Source organism: Collinsella sp. AM15-2 (genome assembly GCF_003471985.1).
GTDB lineage: Bacteria > Actinomycetota > Coriobacteriia > Coriobacteriales > Coriobacteriaceae > Collinsella.
This window is the reverse complement of sequence record NZ_QRKO01000014.1, coordinates 1-15,726: the sequence shown is the minus strand read 5'-3', so window position 1 is coordinate 15,726 and position 15,726 is coordinate 1. Positions and strand designations below refer to the sequence as shown.

The following is a 15,726-nucleotide window of genomic DNA, read 5'->3' as shown; positions in this document are numbered from 1 at the left end:
CAGACAAAGCCACACGCTACTTAGCGCGGCCCTCCTCATAGCGCTCGACCAGCTTGGCCTGCACGTCATAAGGCACCTGCTCATAGCCTGCGGGCTCCATGGTAAAGTCGCCCGTGCCGCGCGTAATAGAGCGCAGACGCGTCGAGTAATCCGTCAGCTCGGCCAGCGGGGCCTGGGCAATGACCACGGTATCGCCGCGCTCGTCGGTCTCCATACCCGTCACGCGACCGCGCGAGGCCGAGATGTCGCCCATCACGGCGCCGGCATAGCTCTCGGGGATAGTCACCGTAATTTCCTCGATGGGCTCCAGCACCACCGGGTCGGCATCGGCACACGCCTTGCGCAGGCCGATGCGAGCCGCCGCGCGGAACGCCATCTCGTTGGAGTCGACGCTGTGATACGAGCCGTCGTACACAGCCACGCGAATGCCCGTGAGCGGGTAGCCAGCGATGATGCCGTCCTTCATGGTCTCCTGGACACCCTTGTCCACGGCGGGGATGAGCGAGCGCGGGATGCGGCCGCCCACGACCTCGTCAACAAACTCATAGCCGTCGCTCGTGCCGTCGGGCCCAATGAGCGGCTCCACGCGCAGCCAGCAGTCGCCGTACTGACCGGCGCCGCCGGTCTGCTTCTTGTGGCGGCCCTGAGCGCTCGCCGTGCGGCGGATGGTCTCGCGATACGGGATGCGGATCGGCACGCTCTTGGCAGCGACCTTGGTGCGGTCCTCCAGACGGTTGAGCAGCACCGAAACCTGCGCCTCACCAACGGCGGAGATAATGGTCTGGCCGGTCTCCTCGTCGCGGTCGATGCTCATGGTCGGATCGGCCTTGCAGGCCTTCTCGATAAACGTGTAGAGCTTCTCTTCGTCCCCGCGATTCTCGGCCTCAATAGCGATGCGATACTGCGAGTTGGGGAACTTAAACGCCGCAGCCTCGACCTTGCCGGTAATGGAGAGCGTGTCACCCGTCTCGGCCGCCAACTTGGGCGCCACGATAATGTCGCCGGCATAGGCGTGACCGACCTCGGTCATGTCGCGGCCGCACATCACATACAGGTGAGCCAGACGGTCGCTCTTGCGGGTACGCGCGTTGATCAGCTCAAGGCCCGGCTCAAGCGTGCCCGTCAGCACCTTGATAAAGCTGATGCGACCCTGCTGCGGATCGGCCAGCGTCTTAAACACAAACGCCACCGGACGATCATCGTCACTCGAGATCTTAAGCGAATCGCCGTCGATAAGCGGCATCTCGCCGTAGTCGGTCGGCGCCGGGAAGTACGTTGCGATGTCGTCCATCAGCGAGTTGACGCCCTGCTCCTTAATGCAATCGCCCGCAAAGACCGGCACAAAGATGCGCTCGGCGATCGCCTTCGACAGCAGGCCTTCAAGTTCCTCCTGCGTCAGCGTCTCCTCGCCTTCCAGGTACTTCATCATCAGCTCGTCGTCGGCCTCGGCCACCAACTCGCACAGATGGTCATGGGCTTCCTCGGCCTGGGCACGATACTCCTCGGGAATCTCCGACTCAACGGCTTCGGTGCCGTTGCAATGGCGCGCCTTCATGCGCACCAGGTCGATGATGCCGTCAAAGTCCTCGCCCTCGCCCCAGGGAAGGGTCACGGCGCCCAGGCGCGTGCCAAAGCGCTCCTGCAGCAGGTCCATCGTGGTCGCAAAGCTGGCTTCGGAGCGCGACAGGCGGTTTACGAACACCGCACGCGCCAGGCGCAGGTCCTCGGCGGCATACCAGAGCTTAACCGTCGTAGGCTGCGGGCCGGCCTCGGCGTCGACCACAAACAGAGCCGTCTCGCAGACGCTCATCGCGGCAAAGGCGTCGCCGATAAAATCGGGGTAGCACGGGGCATCGAGCACATTGATGCGCGCGCCCTTCCAGTCGATCGGCGCGATGGTCGTCGAGATGGAGAATGAACGCTTGACCTCTTCAGGGTCATAGTCGAGCGTAGGCTTGGTGCCGTCGTGGCCGCCCAGGCGGGCGGTCTTGCCGGAAAGGTGGAGCATGGCTTCGGCGAGTGAAGTCTTGCCCACCCCGCCTTGGCCTACGAGCACCACGTTCCTTACGTTACCGGTCTTGGGAGCACCCATGATGACCTCCTTGCAGGGCCGCGCGCATTGCGCGACGCCAACGGGGAGAGTTCGCGGTCGGTGCCATCCCGGGAGCAGCATGGTCGGCAGCCGAGCCGACTCACCCTCCAAATGTCCTATGCCACCACCCTACCCTCACGGGCGACCGTCCATGCACACCTTTCGGCACACGTATGAATACAGGCGGCGAGAGGAAGAGACAAGCTTGTGAGGCGATTATTGAACCCCGTCGATGCAAACAAAAAGCCGCCACAGACCGTAAGACCTGCGGCGGCTTCGCCTCAATTAATAGTTGAGTAAATACCTGAGCCTATCCCTCGATACGGCTCAAGAACTCACGGGTGCGCTGCTCACGCGGATGGTCGATAACCTGCTCGGCAGATCCCTCCTCGACAATGCGACCGCCATCCATAAAGACCACGCGGTCGGCAACATCGCGCGCAAACTGCATTGCGTGGGTCACAATCACCATCGTCATATTCTGCGCGGCAAGGTCTTTAATGACACGCAGCACCTCGGCCGTCAGCTCGGGATCGAGTGCCGAGGTCGGCTCGTCAAAGAACAAGATCTCCGGGTCGAGCGCCAAGGCGCGGGCAATACTCACGCGCTGCTGCTGACCGCCCGAAAGCTCGCACGGTACCTTGTTCTCGTTGCCCGTCAGCCCCATCTGTGCAATAAGCTCGTGTGCACGCGCTTCGGCCTGCTCGCGCGGACGCTTGAGTACGCGAACCGGAGCGTCGGTGATGTTTTTCATCACCGTATAGTGCGGAAACAGATTGTAATTTTGGAACACCAGGCCGAATCGCGAGCGTGCTTGTTTGGGCACATCGCCCTTCGCATAGACCGCGCCCGAACCCGCATCCGTCGCAACGGCAAGGTCACCAAACGAGAGCGAGCCTCCGTCGAGTGTCTCGAGCAGCGTGGCACACCGCAGCAGCGTGGACTTGCCGCCACCCGAAGGCCCGATAATCGCCACGACCTCGCCACGCTTGACCTCGAGCGAGATATCCTTGAGCACCTCATTGCCGCCAAACGCCTTGCGCGCGTTCGATATATTCATTACCGAATTAATCATGGTAGTAATCCAATTTTTTCTCGGCGGCGCCCAGCAGCATCTCGACCACAAAGTTAAAGATCCAGTAGATCAGCGCCGCGATCGCAAACGGCACCATGCTCACCTGCGAGGCGACCAGCTCCTTGGCCGTCGAGAACATCTCACCCACGCCAATGGCAAACGCCAGCGACGTGTCCTTGACCAGCGTGATGATCTCGTTGCCCATCGCCGGCAGAATACGCTTGGCGACCTGCGGCATCACGATATACAGAAACGTCTGCATGCGCGAATAGCCCAGCACCTCGGCTGCCTCGTATTGACCGCGCGGAATGGACTGCAGGCCCGAGCGATAGATCTCGGCAAAGTAACCGGCGTAGTTGATGATGAACGCTACGACGCACGCCGTCCACTTGGAATCGGGCGTGAGCGAAATGCCAAACACGTAGTACGGGGCAAAGTAGATGGCAAACATCTGCAGCATGAGCGGCGTGCCGCGCATGACCGAGATATAGATGCGCGCAATCCAGCGAAGCGGCGCGATTTTGCTCATGCGCATAAACGCCACGGGGATTCCCAGCGGAATCGACCCCAGCAGCGTCAGCACAAACAACTGCAAACTGACCAAGAATCCCTGGCCAAGCATCTGCATCATGACCTGAATAGACAACCTAAGCTCTCTTTCGCGACAACAGAACAGCAAACCCAATGCTAAAGCAGGTTTTCCAGGTGCTCGAGTTTGCCGTGAAAGAGGAGCGCCGCGTACTAAATGTACGCAAGCGACGGTTTGAACGGCAAAATCGGGTGCCTGGGAAAGCCGCTATTTCAGAACCCAGTTGTCGAAGGAAAGACCGTATTCTGCATATTTATCGCACAGGTCCTTGACCGCACCGTCCTCATAAAGTGCCTTGAGCGACTCGGTCACGGCGTCGGCCGACTTGGTGTCGCCCTTCTTAAAGCCGACGGCGTAGTGCTCGCTGGACAGCGGCTTGTCGAGCTGCGTATAAGCATCGGGCTTGGCGGCAAGCTGATACTGGGCAATCGAAAGGTCGCAAGCCACGGCATCGACCGCGCCGCTCTCGAGCTGCATAAAGGCCGTGTTGTACTCGCCGATCGTGTCGAGCGTGGCAAACGTCGCCGCCAGATCCTTCTGGTCGCCCTCGAGCACATCCTGCGCAGCGGAATCGGTCTGGGTAATCACGGTCTTGCCGGCAAGATCGTCCCAGCTCTTGATACCCGCGTTCTTCTTGACCACGAGCACCTGCTCATTGAGCATGTACGGCTCGGAGAACGTGTAGTCGTCCTCGCGGCCCTCCATGGTAAAGCCGTTCCAGATGCAGTTGATGGCACCCGAGTTGAGCAGCGTGTCCTTGGCATCCCAGTCGATAGCCTCATACTTAACGTCCCAGCCCTGCTTGTCGGCAACGGCCTTGGCAAGGTCGAGATCAAAGCCCGTGTACTCACCATCGTCGCCCACAAAGCCATACGGAGGATAGGACTTATCAAAGCCCACCACGAGCTTCTTGGACTCCGCAGCGCCCTTCACGTCCTTGGCTGCGGCAGAACCGGCAGCGGAGCCCTTATCGGCACCACCACCGCAGCCTACCAGGCCGAGGCCAAGCACCGTGGCGAGTGAGCCAGCTAGACCAACAAACTGACGACGAGACATATCGGTATTCATGGTATTCCCCCTTGATGGCACTTTAGTTAGGTAAAGTGAGTCATGTAACGTCCAGAATCATACACTTTAGTGAGATGGAGTACAAGGGAGGGCTTGCCCGGCGTGGGCGGGGAGCGGCGCGTAATTAAGTTTCCTGCTCTACAGTCCTGCGCAAGACGGAAAGCGCGCATGGAGCACTAGGTTGGAGCACCCGGAATGCCGGCAGCTGTCACGGTATTTAATTTGCTGCTCTACAGTCCTGCTCACGACGGAGGCCACATTAAGTGGCCTCCTGTTCGTGCGGAACTCGCGACAAATTAAATACCGTGACGGCTGCCGGCATTCCGGGAGACAACGTGCTCGGGACCTTAAATAGGCGTCCCCTCCAATCGGGCACGTTGAATGCACGGTACAATTACTTCGGACTTTTCTTTTATTTAATAGTGGGGTTAATTCATGGCAGAATCTCGTGCGGAGCGTAGGGCTCGTCGTGCTTTGATTGAGGCGGCTGAGGGGTCGGAGGAGAAAAAATCTTCTAAGAAATCTAAATCGTCTAAGGATGCGAAGGGTAAGTCGGCCAAGGGCAAGGCTAAGGCCAAGCGTCCCGGCTCTCGTCGGGGCGGGGATAAGGCGCCTCAGACTCGCTCCAAGCGTCCGCGTAACGATTCGGCTTCGTCTGCGCGTAAGGCTGTGGATCCCAAGTCGCCTTGTTCCATCATGCGGGCTTGCGGTGGGTGCACGGCGCTTAATCGTCCTTATAAGAAGCAGTTGGCAGCCAAGCAGGCTGCTATGGAGGAGCTGTTTGCTGAGCTCTGCGAGCGCGAGGGTATTGCCGTTGATCCCATTCGCGGTATGGACGTTACCCTGGGCGACCCGGGCAAGTATCCTGCGCCGCGTGGTTTTCGTCATAAGGCTGCCACCCCCTTTGCTCCCGGCAAGGAGGGCGCTGTCCGCTGCGGCTTTTTTGAGCGTGGCACGCACAAGATCGTTGCCGTTCCCGAATGCCCTGTCGAGGCACCGGGTGCCCGCCAGATTCTCAACGGCATCGCGCATGAGGCCGAGCATCTGCATATTCCCGCCTTTAATGAGGACAAGCATCTTGGTTTGCTTCGCTATGCCGTCGTCCGCTGCGGTTGGCGTACCGACCAGGTCATGGTCACGCTCGTGACCGCTCAGCGCGACTTGCCGCATGCGCAGGAGTTCTTTGAGGCTGTCGCCGCACTCAATCCGCACATCGTCACCGTCGCCCAAAACATCAACGGACGCCCCGGCAACGCCATCCTCGGCGAGGAAACCCGCATCGTGTATGGCGCCGAATGCATGCGCGACCAGCTGCTCGGCTGCGAATTCGACATCTCCCCCACCGCGTTCTATCAGACCAATCCGCAGCAAACCGAGCTGCTCTATCGACTTGCCATTGACGGCATGGACCTGCAGCAGGGTGATATTCTTATGGACGCTTACTGCGGCAGCGGAACCATCGGCCTGTGCGCCGCGAAGGATGCCCAGGACAAGGGCATCGGCATTATGCTGCTCGGCGTGGAGCGCAACCCGGCGGGCATTGCCGACGCACGTCGCAATGCCGAGCTCAACGGCCTCACCCGCAGCGCTTGGTTTATGGCCGACGACGCCACCGATTACATCCTGGACGCCGCCGACAACAACGAGCGGATCGATGTCCTTTCCATCGACCCGCCGCGCGCCGGCTCCACCCCCGAGTTCCTCGAAGCCGCCTGCGCACTCAAGCCGCGCCGCATCACCTATATCAGCTGCAACCCTGTGACCCAAGAGCGCGACCTGCACCAGCTCCTCGACGGAGGCTATCGCCTGCTCAAGATCACGCCTGTCGACATGTTCCCCCATACCGACCACACCGAAACCGTAGCGGTCCTCGAGCGCCGCTAATCCACCCCGGTAGATTTTCGAGACAAGAAAGGGGGCGGCCCGTCTGGACCGCCCCCTTCGCTTGGTTTATGAACTCCGCTACATCCCCTTGCGCAGGTCACACACGCCGGCTGCCGCCATCTCGCGCAGCAGCGTCTCGCGGTCGCGCGTCACGATCAAATCCAGCGGGAAGTGAATCTCGTCGAGCATCTTGCGCGCGTGATCGAGCTTGCCAATGGCCATGCCAATGTGGGCATCGGTCGACACGCCAATACCCACGCCCAGCTCGGCGCAGCGCTCGGCGATCTTGCGGCATACGGCCCAATGCTCAGTGTCGACACCGTGTTCAAGACTATGGTTGTTGATCTCGATGATCTTGTGCTTGGCCTTGGCCGCCAACAGCACCTCATCGATATCGAACGGCACGCCCGAACGACCCGCATGCCCAAGCATGAACACCTTGGGGTGCTCCAGGGCATTGATGTACATCTGGGTCGTTTGGGCGAGCGTCGCGCCTTCGGCAAACTGCGGGTTATGCACGCTTGCCACCAAATAATCCAAATTACGCGTCACCAAATCGAACAGCGAATGCTCACGACTATACGAATCGCCGGCGATATCGAGCGAAACGGGAATGTCTTCGCCAAACAAGCTGCCGTCCAGCGAAACGATATCAGCCTCGGCACCACGCAGCACCAGCACGCCGCTCCAAATGCGCGGCCAGATATCCTGGTTAATAAAGAATTGGAAACTGCGCAGGTCATTGGGACAAGGCGTAACCATCGAGCTTAAATGATCGGCGGAACCGAGCACCTGAAGGCCGCGCTCCGCCGCCCAATAGATGTTCTCCTCGATGGTTGAGTACGCATGCGCAGAGAACATCGTATGAGTATGAATATCACAAGAAAGAAGGTAGGGCATCGGGTCTCCTTGTCCAGTATGGCCGTCGCGTATATTCATTGTACGCATAGCTTTCGGCAGTCGTAAAACTGCTTCATCCCAATCACACAACGGCATAGACAACGGGGTCTGGCTTAAAACCAAACCCCGTTTCACGTAAAACATTGTAAGCAGAGCGCTTTACTTTCGACGATATTCGTCGGCCAGCTGCTTCCAGGCAGGCAGAGAGTTGACGATTGTCTCATAGCTCACGCAGTAGCCCAGGCGGAACCAGCCCGGCATGCCAAAGCTATCCGAAGGCACCGCGAGCAGCTCATGCTTCTTCGCGCGCTCACAGAACGCATTCGCATCGGACTCCAGCGCTTTCACCCATAGGTAGAACGCGCCATCCGGCTCAACATAGGTGTAGCCGTACTCCGCTAGTGCATCGGTAAGCGCGGTGCGGTTGCGAGCATAGGCCTCGACATCGCTCGGTTCATCAATGCAGTCGATGATTACACGCTGGAAGAGCGCCGGTGCACACACGAAGCCCAGCGTACGGGCGGCACCGGCAACGGCGGGCATTAGACGAGCTGCCTGAGGATTCGTATTGGGAACCAGGATCCACCCGACGCGCTCGCCCGGTAGCGAAAGCGACTTGGAATACGAGTAGCACACGATGGTGTGCTCGTAGATCGAAGGCACCCAAGGCACCTCGGCGCCATAGACAATCTCGCGATACGGCTCATCAGAGATGAGCATAATCGGATTCTCGGGATCGCGCTGAGCGTTGGCCTCGCGCAGAACATTGGCCAGTCGCGTCAGCGTGTCGCGTGTATATACGGCACCGGTCGGATTGTTGGGCGAGTCGATGATGACGGCAGCCGTCTTATCGGTAATCGCCTTGAGCACGTTACTCACGCTCAGCTGGAACGTATCTTCATCGGCGAGCGCCTCAACACACGTGCAGCCGGCCTTCTCAATCCACACGCGATACTCCGGAAAGTACGGGGCGATAACAACAACCTCATCGCCCGGGTTCGTAACGGCGTTGAGCGTGCAGGTGAGCGAAGCCGCGGCACCCACCGTCATAAAGACGTCCTTGCCCTCATAGCTCGTGCCAAAGCGACGGTTGAGCGAGTCGGCGACGGCCGCTCGACATTGCGGCAGACCCGGCGCAGGCGTGTATCCATGCAGCTGGTCGCTCGGCAGCTCCAATGCCTTCTTAATGGACTCAGCAACAGCAGCGGGCGCCGGAACACTCGGGTTGCCCAGCGAAAAATCGAATACGTTCTCCGCACCGATCTGTGCCTTGCGCTCAAGGCCATAGCTAAAAATCTCACGGATGATGGAGCTTTCCGCACCGCGAGCATACATAGTTTCGTTGATCATCTGTTCCCCTTTCGCATAGGCGCTATTGTACGCTTTAGCCAACTAGAGCGCCACAATGTTGATTGGGGACAGACTTAAATGCGTGAAAACGCTCATTTAAGTCTGTCCCCAATCAACATATCGCTCAAAAGAAAGAGCCTCCACAGGTTTCCCCGCGGAGGCTTTCGCTACAAGAACTATTTGTCGGCGTCGGTGTTGCCGTCAGCGTTGGCAGCATTGCCATCTCCGGCATCATCGGATGCGGCTTCGGCATCCTCCTGCATGGCCGCCTGCGCAAAGGCCGCGGCATCAGCCGCCAACTCCTCCTCGCTCATGCGAAGCGAGCGCTTCTTGGTCGGCATGCCAGCCGCCTTGGCGTTGCGCTCCTCCTTGGCCGCCAGGATATCGCCCTCGCGCTCAAGGTAAGCGTCCCACTCGTTGTCGAGCAGGGCGTTCACGGCGTCACCCTCGACGGTCTCGCGCTCAAGCAGCACCTTGGCCATCAGATCGAGCTGATCGCGGCGGGCATCCAAAATCTCGACCGCACGACGATGGGCCTCACGCATAATGCGCTGGACCTCGATGTCGATGCGACGCGCCGTCTCCTCGGAGTAATCCTGGTGATCGGCATAGTCGCGACCCAGGAACACCTGATGCTGCGCCTCGCCAAACACTTGCGTGCCCAACTCCTCGCTCATGCCCAAGCGCGTGACCATCTCGCGCGCCATCTTAGTCGCGCGCTCCAGATCGTTGCTCGCGCCCGACGTGATGTCGTCGCACATGAGCTCCTCGGCAACGCGACCACCCAAGAACACGGCGAGCTCGTCGAGCATCTCGTTCTTGGTCTTGAGGAAGTGATCCTCCTGCGGAAGCTGCAGTGTGTAGCCCAGGGCCTGACCGCGGCTGACGATCGAGATCTTATGAACCGGATCGGAGTGCTCCAGGATGTGGCCCACCAAAGCGTGACCGCTCTCATGGTAGGCAATCGTGGTGCGCTCGGCTTCGGTCATCACGCGACCCTTGCGTTGCGGTCCGGCAATCACGCGCTCCATCGACTCCTCGACCTCGTCCATCGAGATCACAGAACGATGACGGCGAGCGGCCAGCAACGCAGACTCGTTGAGCAGGTTCGCCAAATCGGCACCAGTAAAGCCAACGGTCATCTGGGCGAGCTTCTCAAACTTAACGTCCTCGTCCATCGGCTTGTTCTCGGCATGCACGCGCAAGATCTGCTCGCGGCCCTTCACATCCGGACGGTCGACCGTAACCTGACGGTCAAAACGGCCGGGACGCAGCAATGCCGGATCCAGGATGTCAGGACGGTTGGTCGCAGCGATCAGGATGACCGACTCGCTTTCCTCAAAGCCGTCCATCTCGACCAGCAGCTGGTTGAGCGTCTGCTCGCGCTCGTCGTGACCGCCGCCCAAGCCAGCTCCGCGCTGACGTCCCACGGCATCGATCTCGTCAATAAAGATGATCGACGGAGCCTGAGACTTGGCCTCCTTAAAAAGGTCGCGCACGCGGCTGGCGCCGACACCCACGAACATCTCGACAAAGTCGGAACCCGAGATGCTAAAGAACGGCACGCCCGCCTCGCCGGCAACGGCCTTGGCCAGCAGGGTTTTACCGGTACCCGGAGGGCCAACCAGCAGCACGCCGCGCGGAATCTTGGCGCCCAGCTTGCGATAGCGGTCCGGATCGCTCAAAAAGTCGCGAATCTCCTCGAGCTCCTCGACTGCCTCGTCCACACCGGCAACATCCTCAAACTTGACCTTGGGGCGCGTTGCCTCGTTGGTCTTGGCGTTGGTCTTGCCAAACTGCATGTTCCTGTTGTTGGCGCCCATCATCTGGCGCATAAAGTAGAACATGATGGCGATCAGGGCGATCGTCGGAAGCACGCTCATCGCCAAGTCGCCCCAAAAATCGGGGTCATTGGTGTTGACGATGTACTTGGTATCGGGGTGCTCCGCCATAAGCTCGGCAAGCGAATCGGAGCCGACATAGGTCGAGGAGAAGCTCTTGAGCTCGCTCGTGTCACCCTTGTCCTTTTTCGTCTTCCAGTAATGACCCGCCACGCTTCCGTCTTGAACCGTATAGGTCAAATCTTCGACGCGATCCTGCTTAATGGCGTTGACCATCTCGCTCGTCGCGAGCTTTACGGTATTGCTGGAATTGGCGAAGCCGGAGCCCATGTTAAAGAAGGCGTAGCCCAGAAGCGCGCAAGCCAAAATAAAATACAGCCAGCCCGTACGCGTGGGCTTCTTGCCTCCGGGCATCCCCGGGATCTTAGGCTCCCGGGGAGTCTGGGAATTGTTATCGTTACGGTCGTCGGGCATCTTACGAATAAACCTCCGGTTTCAAAATGCCCAGATACGGAAGGTTACGATAGCGCTCGGCATAGTCGAGGCCGTAGCCCACCACAAAGGCATCGGGGCAATGGGTTCCAACATACTTGGGCGTGACGGCCGAGGTACGGTCCTCAACGTCCTTCCACAGGAAGGCGGCAACCTCCAGCGAGGCGGGCTTGCGGCTCTCGAGGTTCTTCATCAGGTACTTGAGGGTCAGGCCCGAGTCCAGAATGTCCTCGACAATCAGCACGTCGCGACCACGGATGTCGATATCCAGGTCCTTAATGATACGCACGATGCCCGAGGACTTCACACCGTCGCCATAGCTCGAAACAGCCATGAAATCGATGTTGGTCGGCAGCTCGATCTTGCGCATCAGGTCGCCCATAAAGACCACGGCGCCGCGCAGGACCGCAATCAGCACCAGATCCTTACCCGCGTAGTCGCGAGTAATCTGCTCGCCTAGGCGAGAGACGATACCGTCGATATCCTCCTGCGTAAACAGAACCTTCTCGATATCCGGATGTTGAGAAGCCATGACAACCCTTTCTTGTGCTTATCGCCCACGCACCGCCGCATGGACGCGAACTACACATTCTAGCAGCGCACGGGGTATATTTTCCAGCCCGCGCACCATCAGCGCGGGAATACCGTCAACGCCGCACAGAAAAGCTGGTGCGAGGGGCTAATCCGCATCAACCACGCGAAGCAGATAAGCCACACGCGTCGCCGCCGTACACTTAAAGCGCTCGTCCGCGCGAACTCCGGCGACCCACACCACGGCACCCCCCGGCGCCGTCCTCACCATGGGCACGCCGGCGCGCTCGGAAACGGGAATGCGGGCCTCTCCTAGCAAGTCGGATACCTTCTTGCTTCGGCCACTCATCCCTAACGGGCACATCACGTCTCCCGGTGTGGGACCGTCCACCCACAGGCGCGCCAATCGCGCCTCGGCGGGAATCTCCCCACGCGAGCCCGCCAGGATCCGCTCGCTATCGCTGTCGGCAAAACCCAGGGCAGCCGCGTCTACCAAAGCTGTCGCTTCCCCGGCAGCCGCAAGCTCACGGGCGCGGCGCACGATATCGCATCCCGGCTCAACGGCCATCGGTTCTGTGACCAGCATACGTCCCCCGCCCAACGGCAAGCGACCGGGTACGGTAACCCAGTCCGCGACCAGGCCCTCGCGAGCCACCGGCGCCTTAAACGCCAGCATGCCAAACTCAACGCGTGCGTCAATTCCCGCCGGCAGTGTGACCGAACCCGAGTCTTCGGCGACACAGGCGAGCACGCGCTCCACATGTCGCATCTCTGGACGAGCGTCCGGATCGATGCGTTTGATCGCCAGCCTCACGATGCGCCGCGCGATTACCACCTCAGCCGCGGCCAGTCGACGAGCGTCAAGGACCAGTGCACCCGCCGCCTCCTTACGCAGGCAGTTTCGGAACGCCTGCGCGGAAAGCTGGGAAAGAAAGGCATCCTCATCGCCTAAGATCTCGCAGGCGGCGCCAATCGTCTTACAGACGCTCGCGTTGCGCTGCGCCACCACCGGCATCACCCGATGGCGCACATAGTTGCGCAAGTACGAAACGTCCTCGTTGCTTTCATCTTCACGCCACGGTTGACCATGCACCTGCAGATAGCCCACGAGCTCATCATGAGTCAGGTCGAGCAAGGGACGCACCACGATATTCCTCCGGCGAGGAATGCTCGATAGACCAGCGGGCCCCGAACCCTTAATCGCGTTCATCAAAAACGTTTCCGCGCGATCCGAAGACGTGTGCGCGGTGCAGATACGAGCCGCCGTTCGCGGTGCCCCCGTCTGGGCGCAGAGCTCGCGAACATATCTTCGCGCCGCGGCATAACGCACCTCGCGCGCCGCCGCCTCGATATTGCCCGATTCATCATCAAAATAGGCATGTTCAACACACAGCGGCAAGCCATATTGCGCGCAGAGCTCACGCACAAAGGCCTCGTCGCCATCGGACGCCTCACCACGCAGATGATGGTTCACATGCAGCACGTGCAGTCGCTCGCGCGCGATGGGGGCAACACCGCGTCCGTCTTGGATATCCAGCTTTGATGTGCACGCCATAAGGAGCAAAGCCGTCGAGTCCGCGCCGCCTGATACCATGAGCACGACAGGAGCAGCCTGCTGCCGCGTTGCCAAGGCTTTATCATCAGCCCACGATGCAGCATGGTGTCCATAATGCTGAGATACCGTTGGCATTTGCTTCCTCCTCTATTCGTTCGCACCCATTGTATCCTTTGGAATCTTATGTCTCGTCTGCACCTTCATATCCTCGGCAGTGGCTCAAAAGGCAACTGCGCGCTCATCGAAGGCCCCCGAGGGCTCATCATGATTGACGACGGTCTTTCTCGCCGCGAGACATTAAAGCGCATGGCAGAACTGGGGCTCTCGGCAGATAACGTCTCGGCTCTTCTCATCACTCATGAGCACAGCGACCACATCAAAGGTCTCGATGTCTGGTGCAAGCACTGGCACGGCCCCCTCTATGCCAGCAGGGGCACACTTTCGAGCAAAGAAAATCTTTCGCATCTGCCTGTCGAGGAATTCGATCCCGGTGACACCCTATCCATTGCCGGCATCCACGTGCAAACCTACTCAACGTCACACGATGTCATCAATCCAGTCGGCTATCGATTCGACACCCTCGATAATTCCATCGGCTTTGCCACCGACACCGGAGAGCTATCGAGCCAAGCCATGAACACCCTCAAAGATTGTCGAGTCCTCGCACTCGAAAGCAACCACGATGTGACCATGCTGCGCGAGGGAGAATATCCCCGCTTTCTTCAGGAGCGCATCCTGTCTGCAAGGGGGCACCTCTCCAACGACCAAGCCGCCGAAGCCGCGCGCGAACTCGTTACCGATCGCACCGAACAGCTCATTGCCATGCATATCAGCCAAGATAATAATCGCCCGAGCCTTACCGTCAAAAGCTATGCCAAAGCTCTAGCCGCAACCTTGGATGACGAGGTCGGCAGCTCCGCCACCCTTCTCCAAGGATCGCGAAAACTCTCGATACGCCCCGCAAGCCAGCATCGGCCAGCAACTATTCAATAACTGTCCTAAACAGCAAAAGGGGCCGGGAATCGCTTCCCAGCCCCTTTTGCTGTCTTTTAATAGCGCAGAACACCAACGAAGTTAGTCGATGGAGATCTTCGTAACGTTCTTCTTCTCGACGATCTTGGGAACCGTAACGGTCAGGATGCCGTCAACGTACTTAGCCGAGAGGCCCTCGCTCGAAGCGTCCTTCAGATATACGCCACGCGTCGCGCTGTACGAGCTAAACTCCTTCTGCAGGAAGTTCTTGCCCTCGTTCTCCTCGTTCTCTTCGACATTCACGCTAATGGACAAACGGCCCTCGTTAAGCTCGACATCGATATCGTCCTTGGCGACGCCGGTCAGATAGGCCTTGACCTCATAGCCATCGCCCTTATCCTCAACGTCAACGGGGAACGCCTTAGAGGCAATCGAGTTGTTTGCAAGGTCGGTCATATCATCAAACAGATCGAACAGCGAGCTAGCAGAAGGACGAACGCCAAAAACCGAACGATAAGGAACCATGCTTGCCATGTTTACCACTCCTTTTAAGGACTGCCGAGTCATCTTCTAGGTGACTGGGACTTCTTTTGACGCTCATATATATGCCCAACCGCTTCTTATATATACATCGACTATAAAGTTTTTTGAGTCTATTGATATAAGCATATCTGAGTCTGTTTCACTAAGGTTTTGTCTAATAAACGGAATTTGAACGAAGGCTTAAATAATGTATGCAATCCCATCAAAACTAGACGGCTGGCTTACAATGGGCGCATACACGATATTGATGACGAACTAAGGGCATCATGGACGATCAAAAACAGGACAACACGTTTATGCCGGAGCAGGACGAAGCATCCAGCCCGCAACCGATTCGATTCCATCGCCCCCACATCTCGCAAGAGCCCATCAATGACCCAGAGCCCAAATATGTGACAAGAAACCGATATCAAACACTCGAAGAAGCGCAAACGGGGCGCAAACATATGGGCGTTGCCTCGGGAGACCCTGTATATCTGAAAGACGCACCATTATCTAAAAACAGCGCAGCTAGCGATGAGCCGATGAAAGCATCCGCCGCTCATCAACAAAGAGGGCCTCGACCCAAGCAAACCTTGACGCATTCGGCTCGCTATCTCGAAACGCCAAAACAGGGAAAATCAATCTTCGTTTCGTCAAGTAAACGACGCAAGCAGCATCAGCTGACAATTCTGCTTTTGATCATTGCGGCCATAGCAGTTGCCCTTGTTATACGATTTATTTTCTTTAAATAAAGGCTCAATACCAAAAACAACAAGATCGTCTGGTGTAATTGAGTCATTTACACCCCGTAAACGCAAAAAAGGGGGAGGCCGCGAGGCCTCCCCCTTCTTC

Annotated in this window: 13 protein-coding genes; 3 read left to right on the top strand and 10 right to left on the bottom strand. The window is 58.7% G+C overall.

Going from position 1 to position 15,726, the window contains the following annotated elements; all coding sequences use genetic code 11:
• Positions 1-16 precede the first annotated feature (16 nt).
• The 4 genes from DW171_RS07010 to DW171_RS06995 form a co-directional block, all read right to left on the bottom strand.
• A complete protein-coding gene (locus tag DW171_RS07010) occupies positions 17-2,092 on the bottom strand; it encodes a translation factor GTPase family protein (RefSeq protein WP_118270808.1) in 2,076 nt (691 codons plus the stop codon).
• Positions 2,093-2,402: 310 nt separating this feature from the next.
• Positions 2,403-3,167 (bottom strand): amino acid ABC transporter ATP-binding protein, encoded by a 765-nt coding sequence (locus DW171_RS07005; RefSeq protein ID WP_118270807.1) that lies wholly within the window; start codon positions 3,165-3,167, stop codon positions 2,403-2,405.
• Positions 3,160-3,813, bottom strand: a complete 654-nt coding sequence (locus DW171_RS07000) for an amino acid ABC transporter permease (RefSeq protein ID WP_233539128.1) — start codon at positions 3,811-3,813, stop codon at positions 3,160-3,162. The genes DW171_RS07005 and DW171_RS07000 overlap by 8 nt, the downstream gene beginning before the upstream one ends.
• Before the next feature lie 150 nt (positions 3,814-3,963).
• Complete coding sequence (locus DW171_RS06995; RefSeq protein ID WP_118270805.1) at positions 3,964-4,824, bottom strand: transporter substrate-binding domain-containing protein; 861 nt, start codon at positions 4,822-4,824, stop codon at positions 3,964-3,966.
• A gap of 435 nt (positions 4,825-5,259) precedes the next feature.
• Between DW171_RS06995 and rlmD the strand changes: the two genes are divergently transcribed.
• Positions 5,260-6,708 (top strand): 23S rRNA (uracil(1939)-C(5))-methyltransferase RlmD, encoded by a 1,449-nt coding sequence (rlmD, locus tag DW171_RS06990; protein WP_118270804.1) that lies wholly within the window; start codon positions 5,260-5,262, stop codon positions 6,706-6,708.
• Positions 6,709-6,786: 78 nt separating this feature from the next.
• Here the strand turns inward: rlmD and DW171_RS06985 are convergent, their stop codons facing one another.
• The 5 genes from DW171_RS06985 to tilS all read right to left on the bottom strand — a co-directional run bounded on the left by DW171_RS06985 (position 6,787) and on the right by tilS (position 13,512).
• Positions 6,787-7,608, bottom strand: coding sequence for a phosphatase (locus DW171_RS06985; protein ID WP_117629855.1), 822 nt, complete (start codon positions 7,606-7,608; stop codon positions 6,787-6,789).
• A 159-nt stretch (positions 7,609-7,767) separates the two neighbouring features.
• Positions 7,768-8,958: a pyridoxal phosphate-dependent aminotransferase gene (locus tag DW171_RS06980; RefSeq protein ID WP_117757871.1), complete on the bottom strand. Its 1,191-nt coding sequence runs from the start codon at positions 8,956-8,958 to the stop codon at positions 7,768-7,770.
• Between the two features lie 176 nt (positions 8,959-9,134).
• Positions 9,135-11,213, bottom strand: a complete 2,079-nt coding sequence (ftsH, locus tag DW171_RS06975; protein WP_255413391.1) for an ATP-dependent zinc metalloprotease FtsH — start codon at positions 11,211-11,213, stop codon at positions 9,135-9,137.
• A 61-nt stretch (positions 11,214-11,274) separates the two neighbouring features.
• Positions 11,275-11,823, bottom strand: a complete 549-nt coding sequence (gene hpt, locus DW171_RS06970; protein WP_055251779.1) for a hypoxanthine phosphoribosyltransferase — start codon at positions 11,821-11,823, stop codon at positions 11,275-11,277.
• A 147-nt stretch (positions 11,824-11,970) separates the two neighbouring features.
• On the bottom strand, positions 11,971-13,512 hold the full coding sequence (gene tilS / locus DW171_RS06965) for a tRNA lysidine(34) synthetase TilS (RefSeq protein WP_199586896.1): 1,542 nt from the start codon (positions 13,510-13,512) through the stop codon (positions 11,971-11,973).
• 48 nt (positions 13,513-13,560) lie between these two features.
• On the opposite strand from tilS, the gene DW171_RS06960 reads away from it, so the two are divergent.
• The gene (locus DW171_RS06960) at positions 13,561-14,370 is read left to right on the top strand and encodes an MBL fold metallo-hydrolase (RefSeq protein WP_118270802.1); all 810 of its coding nucleotides are present in this window, start codon (positions 13,561-13,563) and stop codon (positions 14,368-14,370) included.
• Between the two features lie 81 nt (positions 14,371-14,451).
• On the opposite strand, the gene DW171_RS06955 is transcribed toward DW171_RS06960, so the two are convergent.
• Positions 14,452-14,883 carry an Hsp20/alpha crystallin family protein gene (locus DW171_RS06955; protein ID WP_118270801.1) on the bottom strand — a complete coding sequence of 144 codons (432 nt, stop codon included), beginning with the start codon at positions 14,881-14,883 and terminating at the stop codon, positions 14,452-14,454.
• Positions 14,884-15,158: 275 nt separating this feature from the next.
• Between DW171_RS06955 and DW171_RS06950 the strand changes: the two genes are divergently transcribed.
• The gene (locus DW171_RS06950) at positions 15,159-15,626 is read left to right on the top strand and encodes a hypothetical protein (RefSeq protein ID WP_118270800.1); all 468 of its coding nucleotides are present in this window, start codon (positions 15,159-15,161) and stop codon (positions 15,624-15,626) included.
• The last annotated feature ends 100 nt before the right edge of the window (positions 15,627-15,726 follow it).

Bases quoted from the DNA above. Each gene is read 5' to 3' on its own strand.
- DW171_RS06960 (WP_118270802.1), top strand. From the start codon at position 13,561: ATGTCTCGTCTGCACCTTCATATCCTCGGCAGTGGCTCAAAAGGCAAC.
- DW171_RS07005 (WP_118270807.1), bottom strand. From the start codon at position 3,167: ATGATTAATTCGGTAATGAATATATCGAACGCGCGCAAGGCGTTTGGC.
- rlmD (WP_118270804.1), top strand. From the start codon at position 5,260: ATGGCAGAATCTCGTGCGGAGCGTAGGGCTCGTCGTGCTTTGATTGAG.
- DW171_RS06955 (WP_118270801.1), bottom strand. From the start codon at position 14,883: ATGGCAAGCATGGTTCCTTATCGTTCGGTTTTTGGCGTTCGTCCTTCT.
- DW171_RS07010 (WP_118270808.1), bottom strand. From the start codon at position 2,092: ATGGGTGCTCCCAAGACCGGTAACGTAAGGAACGTGGTGCTCGTAGGC.
- DW171_RS06980 (WP_117757871.1), bottom strand. From the start codon at position 8,958: ATGATCAACGAAACTATGTATGCTCGCGGTGCGGAAAGCTCCATCATC.
- ftsH (WP_255413391.1), bottom strand. From the start codon at position 11,213: ATGCCCGGAGGCAAGAAGCCCACGCGTACGGGCTGGCTGTATTTTATT.
- DW171_RS06950 (WP_118270800.1), top strand. From the start codon at position 15,159: ATGGACGATCAAAAACAGGACAACACGTTTATGCCGGAGCAGGACGAA.
- DW171_RS06995 (WP_118270805.1), bottom strand. From the start codon at position 4,824: ATGAATACCGATATGTCTCGTCGTCAGTTTGTTGGTCTAGCTGGCTCA.
- hpt (WP_055251779.1), bottom strand. From the start codon at position 11,823: ATGGCTTCTCAACATCCGGATATCGAGAAGGTTCTGTTTACGCAGGAG.
- DW171_RS06985 (WP_117629855.1), bottom strand. From the start codon at position 7,608: ATGCCCTACCTTCTTTCTTGTGATATTCATACTCATACGATGTTCTCT.
- tilS (WP_199586896.1), bottom strand. From the start codon at position 13,512: ATGCCAACGGTATCTCAGCATTATGGACACCATGCTGCATCGTGGGCT.